Origin of the sequence: Autumnicola edwardsiae (genome assembly GCF_031846505.1) — a bacterium.
Taxonomy (GTDB): domain Bacteria; phylum Bacteroidota; class Bacteroidia; order Flavobacteriales; family Flavobacteriaceae; genus Autumnicola; species Autumnicola edwardsiae.
The window spans coordinates 23,588-38,041 of sequence record NZ_JAVRHP010000029.1 but is presented as its reverse complement, the minus strand read 5'-3'; the positions used below and the strand labels follow the sequence as shown (position 1 = coordinate 38,041).

Below are 14,454 nucleotides of genomic sequence, written 5' to 3'. Positions count from 1 at the left end.
ACGCTGCAAAACTCCAATTAAACGCTCTGTGTCCCGCGGATGCAATCCTATAGAAGGTTCGTCCAGGATGTACATAGATCCTACAAGACTGCTGCCAAGGCTGGTCGCCAGGTTGATCCTTTGCGATTCCCCGCCAGACAAGGTATTGGATTTTCTGTTTAGAGTTAAATAGTCCAGGCCTACGTTGGAAAGGAACTGGAGTCGGTTCCGGATTTCTGTAAGTAGACGTTTTGCAATTTGTTCATCATACTGGTTGAGTTCCAGGTTATCAAAAAAGTTTCTCACCTTTTCCAGGGGTTTCTCGACCAGATCTGTAATATTTAATCCGTTAATTTTTACGTAATGTGCTTCAGGTCTTAATCTTTTTCCTTTACAGAGGGAACATTTTGTTTTACCCCGGTAGCGGGACAACATCACCCTATTCTGAATTTTATATGCCTTACTTTCAAGAAACTCAAAGAACTGATTAAGACCTTCAAAATACTGATTACCATTCCAGACCAGTGCCTTATGTTCTTCTGTTAATTCAAAATAAGGTTTATGAATAGGAAAGTCGAACTTATGAGAATTATTCACGAGCTGATCTCTATACCAGCTCATACTTTCACCTCTCCACGGAAAGATTGCGTTTTCGTAAACAGATAAGCCGGTGTTTGGAATTACCAGGTCTTCATCAATCCCAATAACGTCCCCGTAACCTTCACATTTTGGGCAGGCTCCGTAAGGATTATTAAAACTGAAAAGGTGCACATTGGGTTCCAGGAAAGACATTCCGTCAAGTTCAAATTTGTTGCTGAAGTGGCGCAGGTTTTTATCTGCTAAAGATTCAATAAAAAGCTCTCCTTTTCCTTCAAAAAAGGCCGTTTGTACAGCATCTGCAAGCCTGTTGTAGAAATCCTCTTCGTCCTTTGTAATAATCCGGTCCACAACTAACGAAATCTCTTCGGGCTTGACATTTTTTAACTCTGCTTCATCAATGCGCTTAACATCACTCCCAATTTTTATCCTGCTATATCCCTGTTGTGCAAGAACTTCGATCTTCTTTTTAAGGGATCTTCCTTTTTCAATATGAATAGGAGCAAGGAGCAGCAATTTTTCTCCTTCTTCAAAAGATTTAACATAGTTGATCACGTCTGTAACCGTATCTTTTTTCACTTCATTTCCGGAAACCGGAGAATAGGTTTTACCAATTCTGGCGAAAAGAAGTTTCAGGTAATCATATATTTCAGTAGAAGTCCCAACGGTAGATCTTGGATTGGTGGAATTTACTTTTTGCTCAATGGCTATTGCAGGCGCGATCCCTTTAATATAATCAACTTTTGGCTTGTTCAGTCGTCCTAGAAACTGGCGGGCATAAGAAGATAAACTTTCTACATACCGACGCTGTCCTTCGGCATAAAGAGTATCAAATGCGAGACTGGATTTTCCTGATCCGGAAAGTCCCGTAATGACCACTAATTTATTTCTGGGAATTACAACATTTATATTTTTGAGGTTGTGCAATTTTGCACCTTTTATGATGATATTTTGTTTTGGGTTAACCTTTGCAACGTCAATATTCATGGTCTCTTTTTCTAAAGTAAGAATGCAAAGGTACTTAATAACCCGCAGTGTAAAAAGCTGCTGAAATCTTATGGGAATGTTAAAGAATTAAAGTTTTATTTGTATTTCTCAACTTTATGTTACTATATTTGGCACTGTTGAACATAAACTATCACTACGCCTATAGCATACAGTTACTTCTAAAAATTTAATCTTAACCCCGGACCCCTTGCCCGGAATAAAAAGTAACTGTCATGAAGAACGTACAGATAACCGATGCTTATCTCGTAAGAGAATATATGCAGGGCGATGAACAGGCCCTCTCCAAATTAATTAATCGCCACCAGCACCGGATTTATAGTTTTATTTACTCCAAAGTTTTTGATAAAGATATTGCTGAAGATGTTTTTCAGGACACCTTCATTAAAGTTATCAATACCCTAAAACGAGGAAAGTACAACGAAGAAGGAAAATTTCTTCCATGGGTAATGCGTATTGCTCACAACCTTGTAATCGACCATTTTAGAAAGAATAAAAGGATGCCGAAGTTCGATAATAGCGGCGATTTTAATATTTTTTCGGTGTTGAGCGATGGAGATCTTAATGTTGAAAAACAAATTATAAAGGACCAGATCGAAAGCGATGTGCAGGAACTTATTAAAGAACTTCCCGAAGACCAGCTGGAAGTGCTTACCATGCGAATTTACAAAGACATGAGCTTTAAAGAAATTTCCGAACGCACGGGAGTAAGTATTAATACTGCTCTGGGACGTATGCGGTATGCCCTGATTAATCTGAGGAAAATTATCGAAAAACGTAACATAACTTTAACAAATTAACAGGCAATTTGCAGGAATCGGTTGCGTTATTATTTAAAACCAACGCAAAAGATTTACAAATGGGGAAACTTTACTTAAAAAACTCTTCGGAAGAAGGAAAATTGAAAAAAATAGCGCCAAAAGAAGAAACAATAGCTCTTCTTTTAAATTATTCTAAAGCGTTAAGTGTGATAGATGGAAAAATGAGGAAGTACGAATTGCTTCTGAATTAGATGGAACAAAAGACCTGTTTTTAGCCGACAGGTCTTTTTTAATTTTTATAAAGTGTTAGATAATTTATAGAAATTATTTGCTTTTTCTATGATACTCCTGTAGAACACTTTTTCGGCCAATAGTACGGGTAATTACATCCTTTTCAAGATCCCAGCCGCGTGCCGGTGAAAATTGCCTGCCATACCATATTATCTGGAGGTGAAGTTTGTTCCATAAATCCTTTGGGAACAATCTTTTTGCGTCCTTTTCTGTTTGTACCACGTTTTTTCCGTTGCTAAGGTTCCAGCGATACATAAGCCGGTGAATATGAGTGTCTACGGGAAATGCCGGAATATTAAAAGCCTGAGACATTACCACGCTCGCTGTTTTGTGCCCAACTGCAGGAAGCGCTTCCAGGGCTTCAAAATCTGCAGGAACTTCTCCGTTATATTTTTCAAGAAGAATTTCTGAAAGTCCGTGTATTCCTTTGGATTTCATAGGCGAAAGTCCCACAGGCTTTATAATTTCCCTTATTTCTTCTATAGAAAGTTTAACCATTTTTTGTGGTGTATCGGCTACCTGGAAGAGTAATGGTGTGATCTGGTTTACTCTAACATCGGTACTTTGTGCTGAAAGTAAAACGGCAATAAGTAAAGTATAGGGATCTTTATGGTCTAGCGGGATGGGAACTTCAGGATAAATTTCATTTAAAGTACGAATAACGAATTCTACCTTTTGCTGTTTGTTCATATTGTGTAATTTTAGGTAAAAATAAGAATTATGACAACATTAGAAGCAGGCGACAATGCGCCAGATTTTTCAGTAGAAGATCAGGACGGGAATTCCGTAAGTTTATCCGATTTTAAAGGTAAGAAACTTGTTCTTTTCTTTTATCCAAAAGCAAGTACGCCTGGATGTACTGCAGAGGCCTGTAATTTGCGGGACAACTGGAAACATTTTGAGAAGAACGGTTATGCTATTCTTGGCGTAAGTGGAGATTCCAAAAAGCGTCAGCAGAATTTTAAAAATAAATATGAATTACCTTTCCCGTTGCTGGCAGATGAGGATAAGGAAGTTATAAAAGCATACGGTGTCTGGGGTCCCAAGAAATTTATGGGAAAAGAATACGAAGGAATTCATCGTACCACGTTTATAATTGACGAAAATGGGCAAATTGAAGAGGTCATTAAAAAAGTAAAAACAAAAGAGCATGCTGCTCAAATCCTTTAGAAAATTATGAGTTACTGGTGCGCTGATTTTTGGTGCATTAGTGACTGTTTTCTATTCTGAATTTTGAATTCCCATAGAATGAAGAAAAAAGAACCAAGAACCTAGACCGCTGCGCTGCAGGAAAAAAGACATCTGATCATGCGCCGGTCGATGCGACTGAAAACTGAGAAACAAGAAGCAAGACCGCTTCGCTAAAAGATTTTTCTGCGAAAATCAGCGAAATCGGCGGGAGAAATTTGGCTTTACCAACTTCATTCCAGGTCGAAATTTGACATTTTAAGGCTGCCTTCGATTTTAACCTGAAACCTGAAACTTTGAAACGACATCCGATAAATAACAACTGAGAACAAACGGGAAAAAAGAACCAAGACCGCTGTGCTGCAGGAAAAAAGATATTCAATTATGCTCTGCTCGACGCTATATGCCGAAAATTGCCATTTTAAGGCTGCCATTCAATTTTAACTTGAAACCTGAAACCTGAATTTTGACTAACAACCGAGAACCCACAACAAAATAGAAACAAGAAGCAGGAGACAAGAAAATTACACTGAAATTTCCAACTTAATCACTTCTTTTAGCAGAAACTATAGTAGCCGTATCCTCACAATTTTCGATTTGAAGCTCCAGTTCGCCAGATTCGGTTTCTCCCATTATTACGTAAAGGTTGCAGGGTGTACGATCTGTATCGCTTTTGCTAAAATCCACATCTCCTTCATCTAAAATAGTTGAAACTACAGCCGTGTCTATGCTGTTATTGGAAAAATAAGACAGGGCTTCATTAGAAAAGTTTCTATCCTTTATCCTGATATTTTTCAGGACGCGTGCAGTGGGGGAGTAGTCACAGGAAGCTTTTTTTCCTCCCAGGAAAAACATTAAAATAATAATTCCCAATACCAGGCCGAAGCCGTAATAACCTAAACGATGCGCTAATTTCATTTAAAAATAAATATGCGCAAAAGTATTAAACTTCAGCGAGAAAATATCGAAAAGCATTGGGTTTAAAAAAGACCAAGCTATCTTATACTACATCTTTCTGCAAGGACTTTTTTTGACTTTGTAGATCAAAATTTTTTGTGAATCCTGAAGGTAGTGAATCGTTTTCTGAATCAGTCCAGGCGCACTTTATTAACCGGACAAGAATATCAGAAAATAAGAAGATTAATATCCCTGTAAGTTAGATCAAACCAGTCTGCTATAGATTTATTTGTCAAAATTCCGTGGTAAAAATAGAGACCGCTTCGCAGTCCTTTATCGAAACGCAATGTATTCTCCAGGCCACCCTCTTCAGCAATATGAAGTAAATAAGGAGTGAAAATATTGCTTATTGATAAAGAAGAAGTGCGTGCATACCGGGAAGGAATATTGGGAACGCAGTAATGAATAACATTGTGCTTTTCAAAAATGGGATTGTCGTGAGAAGTAATTTCGCTGGTTTCCACGCAACCTCCCATATCTATACTCACATCTATAATCACAGCACCACGCTTCATAGTAGACACCATATCCTCGGTAATCAATACCGGCGACCGGTTTTTTCCGCGAACGGCACCTATTAAAACATCGCAGCGCTTAAGGGCTTTGCTTAAATTTTTTGGCTGGATGGTAGAGGTGTAAAACGGTTGTCCCAGGCTGGATTGGATACTTCTTAACCTGGTAAGGGAACTGTCAAAAACTTTTACACTTGCGCCAAGTCCCAGGGCAGATCTGGTGGCGAATTCCCCCACCGTTCCTGCGCCAAGAATTACTACTTCTATAGGAGGAACGCCGCTTATGTTCCCAAACATGAGCCCGTTACCTCTGGCATGGTTACTCATTATTTCTGAAGCAATAAGAACAGAAGCGGTACCTGCAATTTCGCTGAGTGCCTTAACAATTGGGTAGCTGCCATCCTCATCCCGGATGAATTCAAATCCTAGGGCAGTGATACGCTTGGAAGCCAGTTTCTGAAAATATTCCTTGCACTGGGTCTTTAACTGAAGCGCCGAAATAAGCGTAGTTTGCGGATTGATCATTTCCAGCTCCTCCATAGAAGGTGGCTCCATCTTTAAAATGGTGGGGCAGGAAAAAACCTTCTTTGTATCCCGGGTAATTTCGGCACCGGCGTTAGAATAATCTCTGTCGCTAAAGCGGGCAAGGCTTCCCGCGCCAGATTCCATAAGTACCCTGTGCCCGTTAGAGGTGATCGCGGCAACCGCGTCGGGACTAAGGCACACCCGTTTTTCCTGATAAGAAGTTTCTTTGGGAATACCAATAAAAAGTTCTCCCTTATTCCTGTGAATTTCAAGCATTTCTTCCTGCGGAATGAGTTGCTCTTTTGTAAAAGGGGAAACCTGCTGGGCCATACGTATAGTGTACTAAATATTAAGTACGACTAATTTAAGAAAATTAATAAGAAGAAGCTGTACTAGAGTTTGCGGTAATAATCTTCCATAGCAATGTCCTGTTCTCCCGCCATATCTTCTTCTGCTTCCTGCTGAAAAGATTTTATCTCCCTCCTGTCACGATCAGAAACGTTGGAGAAAACAGAGATTTCCGTTTCTTCCAGTTCGCTAAGACTGTCCAAACCATAAATGCGATCGAAAATTTTAACTCTTACCAGATAAACTATAGAAAGAATAGCAATAAAAAAAGGAGCGAGATAAATAAGCCCGTTAACATCCATAAGAAATTCACTTTCTAAATAAACGTCAGCATAAAAAGTTCCAACTATTTGGTAAGTATACATAGCAATCGGAATAAGAATTACATGGTACCACCAGTGTTTACAGGTAAAAAACCATATAAGCAAAAGGAAGAGAGGTGTTATTTTCCCTAAGTAAGTCCAAGCCGCAGTAAGAACGTCCTGGTAATATTTACTTTCATAGGTAAAAAAAGAATTTTCCCAAACAGGAGTGCTTGGGAAAATTTCATATAAATAAAAAATATAAGGTGAAAGCGCTATAGAGATAGCTATAATACTACCCACAAGGAGGAACCCGGATGAGCCTTTTGTCGACGGCTTGTGTTTTGATGACTTCTTTATCATTTTCTTTATCTGTAGTTGAAGTTACAAAAAAGCTTGCTCCAAAAATTGCTGCTGCGAATAATACTGCTTTGATTTTCATATTTGTAGATTTTAAAAATTTGTATTTCGTTTTTGTTTCTGATACAAACCTATAAAAATCTTAACCCGCTACTAACAAATATATTAGTTGTACTTTTGCAGCCTTTTTCACAGCATAAAAATGCTCACTTTTGAAAAATTTTCTTTCCAAAAGTAAGTTAAACTTATTTTAATTTTCGTTCAGATGCGAAAAATTATTCCCTGAACTTAAAATATTTTTCGATATGTAACTTTTTTCTTACATCACAATTTTTCCAAATTCCCGCTTTTTTCTAGTTTTTTTAACATAGTTTTAACAATCTTAAATCCGTGTTTTTTATCAAAATTTCCACTTTTTGGGAATTTTCATCTAGAAAACTCTCTATTTTTTGTGGCCATTCGATAAATTTCCATGCAGAGGCATCCAAATAATCTTCAATACCCATATCCAAAGCTTCAGCTTTAGAATTTATTCTGTAAAAATCAAAATGATAAATAGGTCCCTCTGGTGTGAGGTATTCATTAACCAGGGAAAAGGTGGGACTGGAGGCAGACTCTTCAGCGCCCAGTGCGCTTACGAGAGCCCGGATTAAAGTAGTTTTACCGGCTCCCATCTCGCCATAAAAAAGCAGAGTCTTGCTTTTTGTATGCTCTAGGATATGATTAACAGCCATATCCAGTTGGTCCAGATCGTAGGTTAACGACATTCAATTTTTAGATTTAAGGGATGATAAAGATATGTAATTATTTGAAATAAATTACATATTACTGAAAATCAGATTAATAGACTTATGTGAAAATGCCTTTTATCGATAAAAAGATGCTTTTTATCGATTATATTTTATTTTGGAGACAAAACTATGTAGGGGATAACCATCTCTTCCAGGGAAACCCCACCGTGTTGGTAAGTGTTCCGGTAGTAACCTACATAATGGTTAAAGTTGTTGGGATAGGCGAAGAATAAATCCCCCTTGGCAAAAATAAATGAGCTGCTCATATTTAATGTAGGAAGATGGACCGTCTTAGGGTTGGCAGCTTCCAGTACTTCTTTCTTTTCGTAGGTAAGGCTTTTCCCGGTTTTGTACCTTAAATTAAGGCTTGTTTCTTTATCTCCTATTACCTTAGAGGGGTGCTTCACATTTATAGTACCATGATCTGTGGTGATAATCAATTTAAAGCCAAGTTGCTGCGCCTGCTGGATAATCTCCAGGAGCGGGGAATTCCTGAACCAGCTGTGCGTTAGAGAACGGTAGGATTTATCATTAGAAGCTAATTCTTTTATTACTTCCATCTCGGTCTTGGAGTGGGACAGCATGTCTACAAAATTGTAAACTACCACAGTAAAATCATTATTTTTTTGAGATTTAAAATTTTCTACCAGCTTTTTTCCCGCTTTTAAATTGCTTATTTTATGGTAAGCAAAAGTAAAATCCAACCCCAGCCTTTTCATTTGCTCCTGCAGAAAGTTTTCTTCATACAGGTTTTTTCCGCCTTCATCGGTATCATTTTTCCAGTACTTCGGGAATAGCTTTTCCATTTCGCTTGGCATAAGCCCCGAGAAGATTGCATTGCGTGCATATTGTGTAGCTGTTGGTAGTATGCTGAAATAAGCCGATTCTTTTTCTTTTTTATAGAAAGTGTTTACCACAGGTTCAAAAGCTTTCCACTGGTCGTACCTGAGGTTATCTACAACTACCAATAAAGTTGGTTGCTCTTTATTAATTTCAGGAACTATTTGCTTCTTAAAAAGTGTGTGGGACATTACGGGAGCGTCGGCATCCCGGTCAAACCAGGAAGCGTAATTTTTTTCAATAAATTTACAGAACTGGGTGTTTGCTTCCTGTTTTTGCGATTCTAAAATCTCGAACATGCTGCTGTCTTCAATGGTTTCCAGCTGAAGTTCCCAGTAAATAAGCCGCTGATAAAGCTCTGCCCATTCTTCATAAGAATTTACCTGGGACATTTCCATAGCAATTTTTCTAAACTCCTGCTGATAGTTTGAAGTGGTTTTTTCAGAAATTAACCGGGAGTGGTCCAGGTTCTTTTTAATACTAAGCAGGATCTGGTTGGGGTTTACCGGTTTTATAAGGTAATCGGCAATTTTAGAACCAATGGCTTCTTCCATAATGTACTCTTCTTCGCTCTTGGTAATCATCACAACAGGAAGATTTTCGCGTTTTTCTTTAATTTCCGAAAGAGTTTCCAATCCGGTAAGGCCGGGCATATTTTCATCCAGAAAAACAATATCAAAACTTTCTTCTTCTATTTTCTCCAAAGCTTCGGTACCACTTTTACAGGTTGTCACGGCATAATTTCGCGATTCAAGAAAAATAATGTGGGGCTTCAGCAAATCAATTTCATCGTCTACCCAAAGTATGTTGATATTATTCATAGGTCTAAAATTATAAGCCATAGCAAAATTTTATTCGGCATATATGGCTTTTAGGTTGAACAGAGGCCCTTTATGGACTTCAATATGTATATTTGTTTTAATTAAATTTTTAAGCTTGGCTTCACAAAACAAACTCAAATTATTAAACGATCCAATTTACGGATTTATTACTGTTCCCAGTCAGCAGATATTCAACATTATTGAACATCCATACTTTCAAAGACTACGCAGAATTTCCCAAATGGGGCTTTCATATCTCGTGTATCCAGGTGCCAATCATACCAGGTTTCATCATGCGCTCGGCTGCCTTCATTTAATGCAAAAAGCCGTTCAAATCCTTATATATAAAGGTGTTGAAATTTCTTCGGAAGAAGAACAAGCTCTTTATGTCGCTATTTTATTACATGATATTGGTCACGGTCCTTTTTCTCATGCGATGGAACATAGTATCGTGGAAGGGGTGGATCACGAATGTATTTCGCTGCTTTTTATGGAGGAGCTTAATAAAAACTTTAACCAGGATTTAACGCTTGCCATAAATATGTTTAAGGGCAGTTATCACCGCAGGTTTATGAACCAGTTAATTTCCAGCCAAATGGATATGGACCGGCTGGATTACCTTAAAAGGGACAGTTTTTACACCGGTGCTGCAGAAGGGAATATTAATAGTGAACGTCTTATCACGATGCTGAATGTGGTGAACGATGAGTTGGTTGTTGAGGAAAAAGGTATTTATTCCGTAGAAAAATTTTTGGTGGCCCGGCGGTTAATGTACTGGCAGGTTTATCTTCATAAAACAAGCCTTGTTGCCGAGCAGTTGCTTATTAGGGTTTTAAGAAGGGCGAAGGAATTAATAGATGAAGGGAAAAAAATAAAGTCCAGTACAGCTTTAAGTTACTTCCTGCACAATAAAGTGCAAAAAGAAGATTTTAATACTGAAGTTTTAGGCATTTTCTCCAGGCTTGATGATTATGACGTGGTGAGTGCCATGAAAGAATGGGTGGATTGTGATGATTTTGTATTGCGTAATTTGTGCCGAATGATCATTAACCGGGATCTGTTAAAGGTGAAAATTAAAAAGAAGAAGCCGGACGAAAAGAAGATGCAAAAGCACAGGGAAAACCTTCAGCAGAAATATGATATTTTAGAAAAAGAAGCTGATTATTTTGTCTTTAGCGGGGAAATTACCAACCTGGCTTATAAGAAAGAAAATAACGCAATTAACATTCTGCATAAAAACGGCAAGATCAACGATGTTGTTAAAGTTTCGGACCAGCTTAACCTAAAAGCACTCTCAAAAACAGTGGTGAAATATTATATCTGTTATCCTAAGTCCAAAGATTGAAGCATTTTTTTTACTTTTGCCAGAATGAAGTTTACAGCAGCACAAATAGCAGAAATTCTGGAAGGCACAGTTGTAGGGAATCCCGAAGCTGAAGTCTCAGAACTGGCAAAAATCGAAGAAGGCTCTGAGGGTTCCCTTACCTTTTTAAGCAATCCTAAATACACATCTTATATATATAAGACAAATGCTTCTATTACTATAGTAAATAGTAATTTTGAAATAGAGCAGCCTATAACAACCACGCTTATTAAAGTAAAGGATGCCTATAAGGCATTTTCTACACTCCTGGAATATTACAATCAAATTAAATTGAACAAAAGCGGGATTGAACAACCGAGTTTTGTTGCTGAAAGTGTCAAATATGGGGAAGAGCTCTACCTGGGCGCGTTCTCATACATTGGCGAAAATGTGATAATTGGAGACAATGTTAAGATCTATCCTAATGTTTATATTGGTGATAATGTGATAATTGGCAATAACGTGACCTTATTTGCAGGGGTTAAAATTTATTCAGAAACGCTTATAGGGAACAACTGTGTTATTCATGGGGGAGCAATAATTGGTGCCGACGGCTTCGGTTTTAGCCCTGGCGAAGGTGGGGTATATTCAAAAGTGCCCCAAATAGGGAATGTGGTTATTGAGGATAACGTAGATGTTGGTGCTGCAACGACTATAGATAGAGCAACCTTGGGATCTACCATCTTAAGAAAGGGTGTAAAGCTGGATAACCAGATCCAGATCGCCCATAACGTCGAAATTGGCCAAAATACAGCTATCGCTGCCCAAACGGGAATTGCGGGTTCTACTAAAATTGGCGAAAATTGCCTTATTGGGGGGCAGGTTGGGATTTCCGGACATCTCACAATCGGAAACCGGGTGAAGATCCAGGCACAGTCCGGCGTTGGAAGAAACATTAAAGATGACGAAATGTTGCAGGGTTCTCCTGCTTTAGCTTACAGCAATTATAATAAATCTTATATACACTTTAAAAATCTATCTCAAACTGTAGATAAACTTAACCAACTGGAAAAAAAACTAAACAATAATGGCTGAAAAAGTGTCAAAACAAAGGACCATTGATAATGAAGTTTCGTTGAACGGTGTAGGACTTCATACAGGGCAGGAGGTAACGCTAACCTTTAAGCCCGCCCCCGAAAATACAGGCTTTGTTTTTAAAAGGACTGATGTTGAAGGCAGTCCTCTTATTGAAGCAGATGTGAATTATGTGGTAAATACCAAGCGAGGTACCAACCTGGAAAAAAATGGCGTAAGCATCCAAACCTCAGAACATGTTCTTGCAGCCTGCGTTGGACTGGATATCGATAACCTGATTATTGAATTAAATGCTTCAGAACCTCCTATTATGGATGGTTCTTCAAAGTTTTTTGTAGAAGCTTTGGAAAAGGCGGGAATTGTAGAGCAGGAGGAAAAAAGGGACGAATATGTAGTGAATGAAGTGATCTGCTATCGGGATGAAGACTCCGGTAGTGAGCTTATTATTATGCCCGCTGAAGAATACCAGGTAACCACTATGGTAGACTTTGGCACTAAAGTTCTCGGCACCCAGAATGCGTCTATTTCCAGCTTGTCTGAGTTTAAAAATGAAATTTCCAACGCGAGGACCTTCAGTTTTCTACACGAACTTGAAGCTTTGCTTCAGCATGGTTTAATAAAAGGAGGTGATTTAAATAATGCCATTGTATATGTAGACAAGGAGATTGGGGAAGACACGCTTCAGAAGTTAAGAGAAGTATTTAAAAGAGATAAAATTGCTGTTAAACCCAACGGCATTTTAGATAACCTTACGTTGCATTATCCAAATGAGGCAGCCAGGCATAAATTACTGGATGTTTTAGGGGATTTGGCACTGGTGGGCACAAGAATTCGCGGTAAGGTAATCGCTAATAAACCCGGCCATTTTGTAAACACCCAATTTGCTAAAAAACTGGCTAAAAAGATCAAGGAAGAAAAGAGGAACAAGGTTCCTAAAATTGATCCGGACCAGAAGCCTCTTATGGATGTTACCGACATTATGGATACTTTACCACATAGACCTCCGTTCTTATTGGTAGATAAAATTTATGAACTTACCACTACCTCTGTAATAGGAATGAAGAATGTGACGATGAACGAACCATTTTTTGTTGGCCACTTTCCGGGAAAACCGGTAATGCCAGGTGTACTCCAGGTAGAAGCCATGGCGCAAACAGGAGGAATTCTGGCGTTAAAATCAGTTCCCGATCCGGAAAATTATCTAACTTACTTTATGAAGATCGATAATGTACGTTTTAAGCAGCAAGTTGTTCCGGGGGATACACTTATTTTTAAACTGGAACTTTTGGCACCCATCCGTCGCGGAATTTGCCAAATGCAGGGCTACGCTTACGTGAACGGTAAAATTGCCACAGAAGCTATTCTAATGGCGCAAATTGTAAAAACAAAATAATTATGAACCAACCTTTAGCATACGTTCATCCTGGAGCTAAAATTGCCAAGAATGTGGTTATAGAACCTTTTACAACTATTCATAATAATGTTGTAATTGGCGAAGGAACCTGGATTGGTTCGAATGTCACTATAATGGAAGGTGCCCGTATTGGTAAAAACTGCAATATTTTTCCCGGGGCAGTAATCTCAGCTATTCCGCAGGATAAAAAATTTAATGATGAGGACACGTTAACCGAAATTGGAGATCATACCACAATAAGGGAGTGCGTTACCATTAATCGTGGTACTTCTGACAGGATGAAGACCGTAATTGGAAAAAATTGCTGGATCATGGCTTATTGCCATATTGCACACGATTGTATTGTTGGTGATAATTGCATTTTTTCCAATAACAGTACTCTGGCGGGGCACATCAACGTTGGAGAGTATGTAATACTTGCGGGGATGACGGCAATTCAGCAGTTTTGCAGTATTGGGAATCATGCTTTTGTTACTGGTGGCTCTTTGGTAAGGAAAGATGTACCACCTTTTGTAAAAGCGGGAAGGGAACCTTTATCTTTCGTGGGGATTAATTCTATTGGGTTAAGAAGAAGAGGCTTTACTACAGATAAAATTCGGGAAGTTCAGGATATTTACAGGATCCTTTACCAGAAAAATTATAATAACACCCAGGCGGTAGCTATTATTGAAGCAGAAATGCAGGCTAGCGCAGAGCGAGACGAAATATTAGAATTTATTAAAAACTCACAACGAGGTATCATGAAAGGATACTTCAGTTCAAACTAATTTTAAAAATGGCAAGTACTAGTGATATCAGGAAAGGATTATGTATTCGATACAATCACGATATATTTAAAATAACAGAATTTTTACATGTAAAACCGGGAAAAGGTCCGGCTTTCGTTCGCACAAAATTAAAGAGTGTAACTACTGGTAAAGTAATAGACAATACTTTTTCAGCAGGACATAAAATTGAAGATGTGCGGGTAGAAACACATAAATTTCAGTTTTTATACCAGGATGGCGAATTTTACCACTTCATGAATGTAGAAGATTACACGCAAATACGCCTTACCGAAAATGCACTGGATATGCCAAATCTTCTAAAAGAAGGTGAAGTTGTTACGGTCTTGATCAATACAGAAGATAATGCGCCACTTTCTGTAGAAATGCCGGCCAGTGTAGTGTTGGAAGTCACACATACAGAGCCGGGTGTTAAAGGGAACACAGCCACAAATGCCACTAAACCGGCCACTTTAGAAACCGGTGCCGAGGTAAACGTTCCGTTGTTTATAAATGAAGGAGATAAAATAAAAGTGGAAACTGAGAAAGGAACTTACAAGGAACGAATGAAGGAATAGGTTGTAGTGGAGAGTGAGAATTG

Annotated in this window: 16 protein-coding genes; 8 read left to right on the top strand and 8 right to left on the bottom strand. The window is 38.5% G+C overall.

Going from position 1 to position 14,454, the window contains the following annotated elements:
* On the bottom strand, nucleotides 1–1,563 hold a 1,563-nt coding region (locus tag RM529_RS07565; protein ID WP_489752730.1), incomplete at its 3' end, for an excinuclease ABC subunit UvrA.
* A 233-nt stretch (nucleotides 1,564–1,796) separates the two neighbouring features.
* On the opposite strand from RM529_RS07565, the gene RM529_RS07560 reads away from it, so the two are divergent.
* Together RM529_RS07560 and RM529_RS07555 are read left to right on the top strand one after the other, a co-directional pair.
* Nucleotides 1,797–2,381, top strand: coding sequence for an RNA polymerase sigma factor (locus RM529_RS07560; protein WP_311484199.1), 585 nt, complete (start codon nucleotides 1,797–1,799; stop codon nucleotides 2,379–2,381).
* A gap of 59 nt (nucleotides 2,382–2,440) precedes the next feature.
* Nucleotides 2,441–2,593 carry a hypothetical protein gene (locus tag RM529_RS07555; RefSeq protein WP_311484197.1) on the top strand — a complete coding sequence of 51 codons (153 nt, stop codon included), beginning with the start codon at nucleotides 2,441–2,443 and terminating at the stop codon, nucleotides 2,591–2,593.
* Nucleotides 2,594–2,666: 73 nt separating this feature from the next.
* On the opposite strand, the gene nth is transcribed toward RM529_RS07555, so the two are convergent.
* On the bottom strand, nucleotides 2,667–3,323 hold the full coding sequence (nth, locus tag RM529_RS07550; protein WP_311484196.1) for an endonuclease III: 657 nt from the start codon (nucleotides 3,321–3,323) through the stop codon (nucleotides 2,667–2,669).
* Between the two features lie 30 nt (nucleotides 3,324–3,353).
* Between nth and bcp the strand changes: the two genes are divergently transcribed.
* On the top strand, nucleotides 3,354–3,803 hold the full coding sequence (bcp, locus tag RM529_RS07545; protein ID WP_311484194.1) for a thioredoxin-dependent thiol peroxidase: 450 nt from the start codon (nucleotides 3,354–3,356) through the stop codon (nucleotides 3,801–3,803).
* Between the two features lie 561 nt (nucleotides 3,804–4,364).
* Here the strand turns inward: bcp and RM529_RS07540 are convergent.
* The 6 genes from RM529_RS07540 to porX form a co-directional block, all read right to left on the bottom strand.
* On the bottom strand, nucleotides 4,365–4,739 hold the full coding sequence (locus tag RM529_RS07540) for a DUF4258 domain-containing protein (protein ID WP_311484192.1): 375 nt from the start codon (nucleotides 4,737–4,739) through the stop codon (nucleotides 4,365–4,367).
* Between the two features lie 206 nt (nucleotides 4,740–4,945).
* Nucleotides 4,946–6,145, bottom strand: coding sequence for an alanine dehydrogenase (locus RM529_RS07535; protein ID WP_311484190.1), 1,200 nt, complete (start codon nucleotides 6,143–6,145; stop codon nucleotides 4,946–4,948).
* Nucleotides 6,146–6,207: 62 nt separating this feature from the next.
* Nucleotides 6,208–6,528, bottom strand: coding sequence for a hypothetical protein (locus RM529_RS07530; RefSeq protein WP_311484188.1), 321 nt, complete (start codon nucleotides 6,526–6,528; stop codon nucleotides 6,208–6,210).
* A gap of 232 nt (nucleotides 6,529–6,760) precedes the next feature.
* A complete protein-coding gene (locus tag RM529_RS07525; protein WP_311484186.1) occupies nucleotides 6,761–6,907 on the bottom strand; it encodes a hypothetical protein in 147 nt (48 codons plus the stop codon).
* 280 nt (nucleotides 6,908–7,187) lie between these two features.
* Nucleotides 7,188–7,592: a tRNA (adenosine(37)-N6)-threonylcarbamoyltransferase complex ATPase subunit type 1 TsaE gene (tsaE, locus tag RM529_RS07520; protein WP_311484184.1), complete on the bottom strand. Its 405-nt coding sequence runs from the start codon at nucleotides 7,590–7,592 to the stop codon at nucleotides 7,188–7,190.
* Between the two features lie 134 nt (nucleotides 7,593–7,726).
* Entirely contained in the window at nucleotides 7,727–9,277 is a 1,551-nt protein-coding gene (gene porX / locus RM529_RS07515) for a T9SS response regulator signal transducer PorX (protein ID WP_311484200.1), read from the bottom strand.
* Between the two features lie 115 nt (nucleotides 9,278–9,392).
* On the opposite strand from porX, the gene RM529_RS07510 reads away from it, so the two are divergent.
* From RM529_RS07510 to efp, 5 genes are read left to right on the top strand one after another with little or no spacing between them, the layout of a single operon-like run.
* Nucleotides 9,393–10,622 (top strand): HD domain-containing protein, encoded by a 1,230-nt coding sequence (locus tag RM529_RS07510; RefSeq protein ID WP_311484182.1) that lies wholly within the window; start codon nucleotides 9,393–9,395, stop codon nucleotides 10,620–10,622.
* A gap of 24 nt (nucleotides 10,623–10,646) precedes the next feature.
* Nucleotides 10,647–11,675, top strand: coding sequence for a UDP-3-O-(3-hydroxymyristoyl)glucosamine N-acyltransferase (gene lpxD, locus RM529_RS07505; RefSeq protein WP_311484180.1), 1,029 nt, complete (start codon nucleotides 10,647–10,649; stop codon nucleotides 11,673–11,675).
* Complete coding sequence (locus RM529_RS07500) at nucleotides 11,668–13,068, top strand: bifunctional UDP-3-O-[3-hydroxymyristoyl] N-acetylglucosamine deacetylase/3-hydroxyacyl-ACP dehydratase (protein WP_311484178.1); 1,401 nt, start codon at nucleotides 11,668–11,670, stop codon at nucleotides 13,066–13,068. The genes lpxD and RM529_RS07500 overlap by 8 nt, the downstream gene beginning before the upstream one ends.
* A gap of 2 nt (nucleotides 13,069–13,070) precedes the next feature.
* Complete coding sequence (gene lpxA / locus RM529_RS07495; protein WP_311484175.1) at nucleotides 13,071–13,856, top strand: acyl-ACP--UDP-N-acetylglucosamine O-acyltransferase; 786 nt, start codon at nucleotides 13,071–13,073, stop codon at nucleotides 13,854–13,856.
* Between the two features lie 8 nt (nucleotides 13,857–13,864).
* Entirely contained in the window at nucleotides 13,865–14,431 is a 567-nt protein-coding gene (gene efp / locus RM529_RS07490; protein ID WP_311484174.1) for an elongation factor P, read from the top strand.
* The last annotated feature ends 23 nt before the right edge of the window (nucleotides 14,432–14,454 follow it).

Bases quoted from the DNA above. Each gene is read 5' to 3' on its own strand.
- RM529_RS07560 (WP_311484199.1), top strand. From the start codon at position 1,797: ATGAAGAACGTACAGATAACCGATGCTTATCTCGTAAGAGAATATATG.
- RM529_RS07555 (WP_311484197.1), top strand. From the start codon at position 2,441: ATGGGGAAACTTTACTTAAAAAACTCTTCGGAAGAAGGAAAATTGAAA.
- nth (WP_311484196.1), bottom strand. From the start codon at position 3,323: ATGAACAAACAGCAAAAGGTAGAATTCGTTATTCGTACTTTAAATGAA.
- bcp (WP_311484194.1), top strand. From the start codon at position 3,354: ATGACAACATTAGAAGCAGGCGACAATGCGCCAGATTTTTCAGTAGAA.
- RM529_RS07540 (WP_311484192.1), bottom strand. From the start codon at position 4,739: ATGAAATTAGCGCATCGTTTAGGTTATTACGGCTTCGGCCTGGTATTG.
- RM529_RS07535 (WP_311484190.1), bottom strand. From the start codon at position 6,145: ATGGCCCAGCAGGTTTCCCCTTTTACAAAAGAGCAACTCATTCCGCAG.
- RM529_RS07530 (WP_311484188.1), bottom strand. From the start codon at position 6,528: ATGTATACTTACCAAATAGTTGGAACTTTTTATGCTGACGTTTATTTA.
- RM529_RS07525 (WP_311484186.1), bottom strand. From the start codon at position 6,907: ATGAAAATCAAAGCAGTATTATTCGCAGCAGCAATTTTTGGAGCAAGC.
- tsaE (WP_311484184.1), bottom strand. From the start codon at position 7,592: ATGTCGTTAACCTACGATCTGGACCAACTGGATATGGCTGTTAATCAT.
- porX (WP_311484200.1), bottom strand. From the start codon at position 9,277: ATGAATAATATCAACATACTTTGGGTAGACGATGAAATTGATTTGCTG.
- lpxD (WP_311484180.1), top strand. From the start codon at position 10,647: ATGAAGTTTACAGCAGCACAAATAGCAGAAATTCTGGAAGGCACAGTT.
- RM529_RS07500 (WP_311484178.1), top strand. From the start codon at position 11,668: ATGGCTGAAAAAGTGTCAAAACAAAGGACCATTGATAATGAAGTTTCG.
- lpxA (WP_311484175.1), top strand. From the start codon at position 13,071: ATGAACCAACCTTTAGCATACGTTCATCCTGGAGCTAAAATTGCCAAG.
- efp (WP_311484174.1), top strand. From the start codon at position 13,865: ATGGCAAGTACTAGTGATATCAGGAAAGGATTATGTATTCGATACAAT.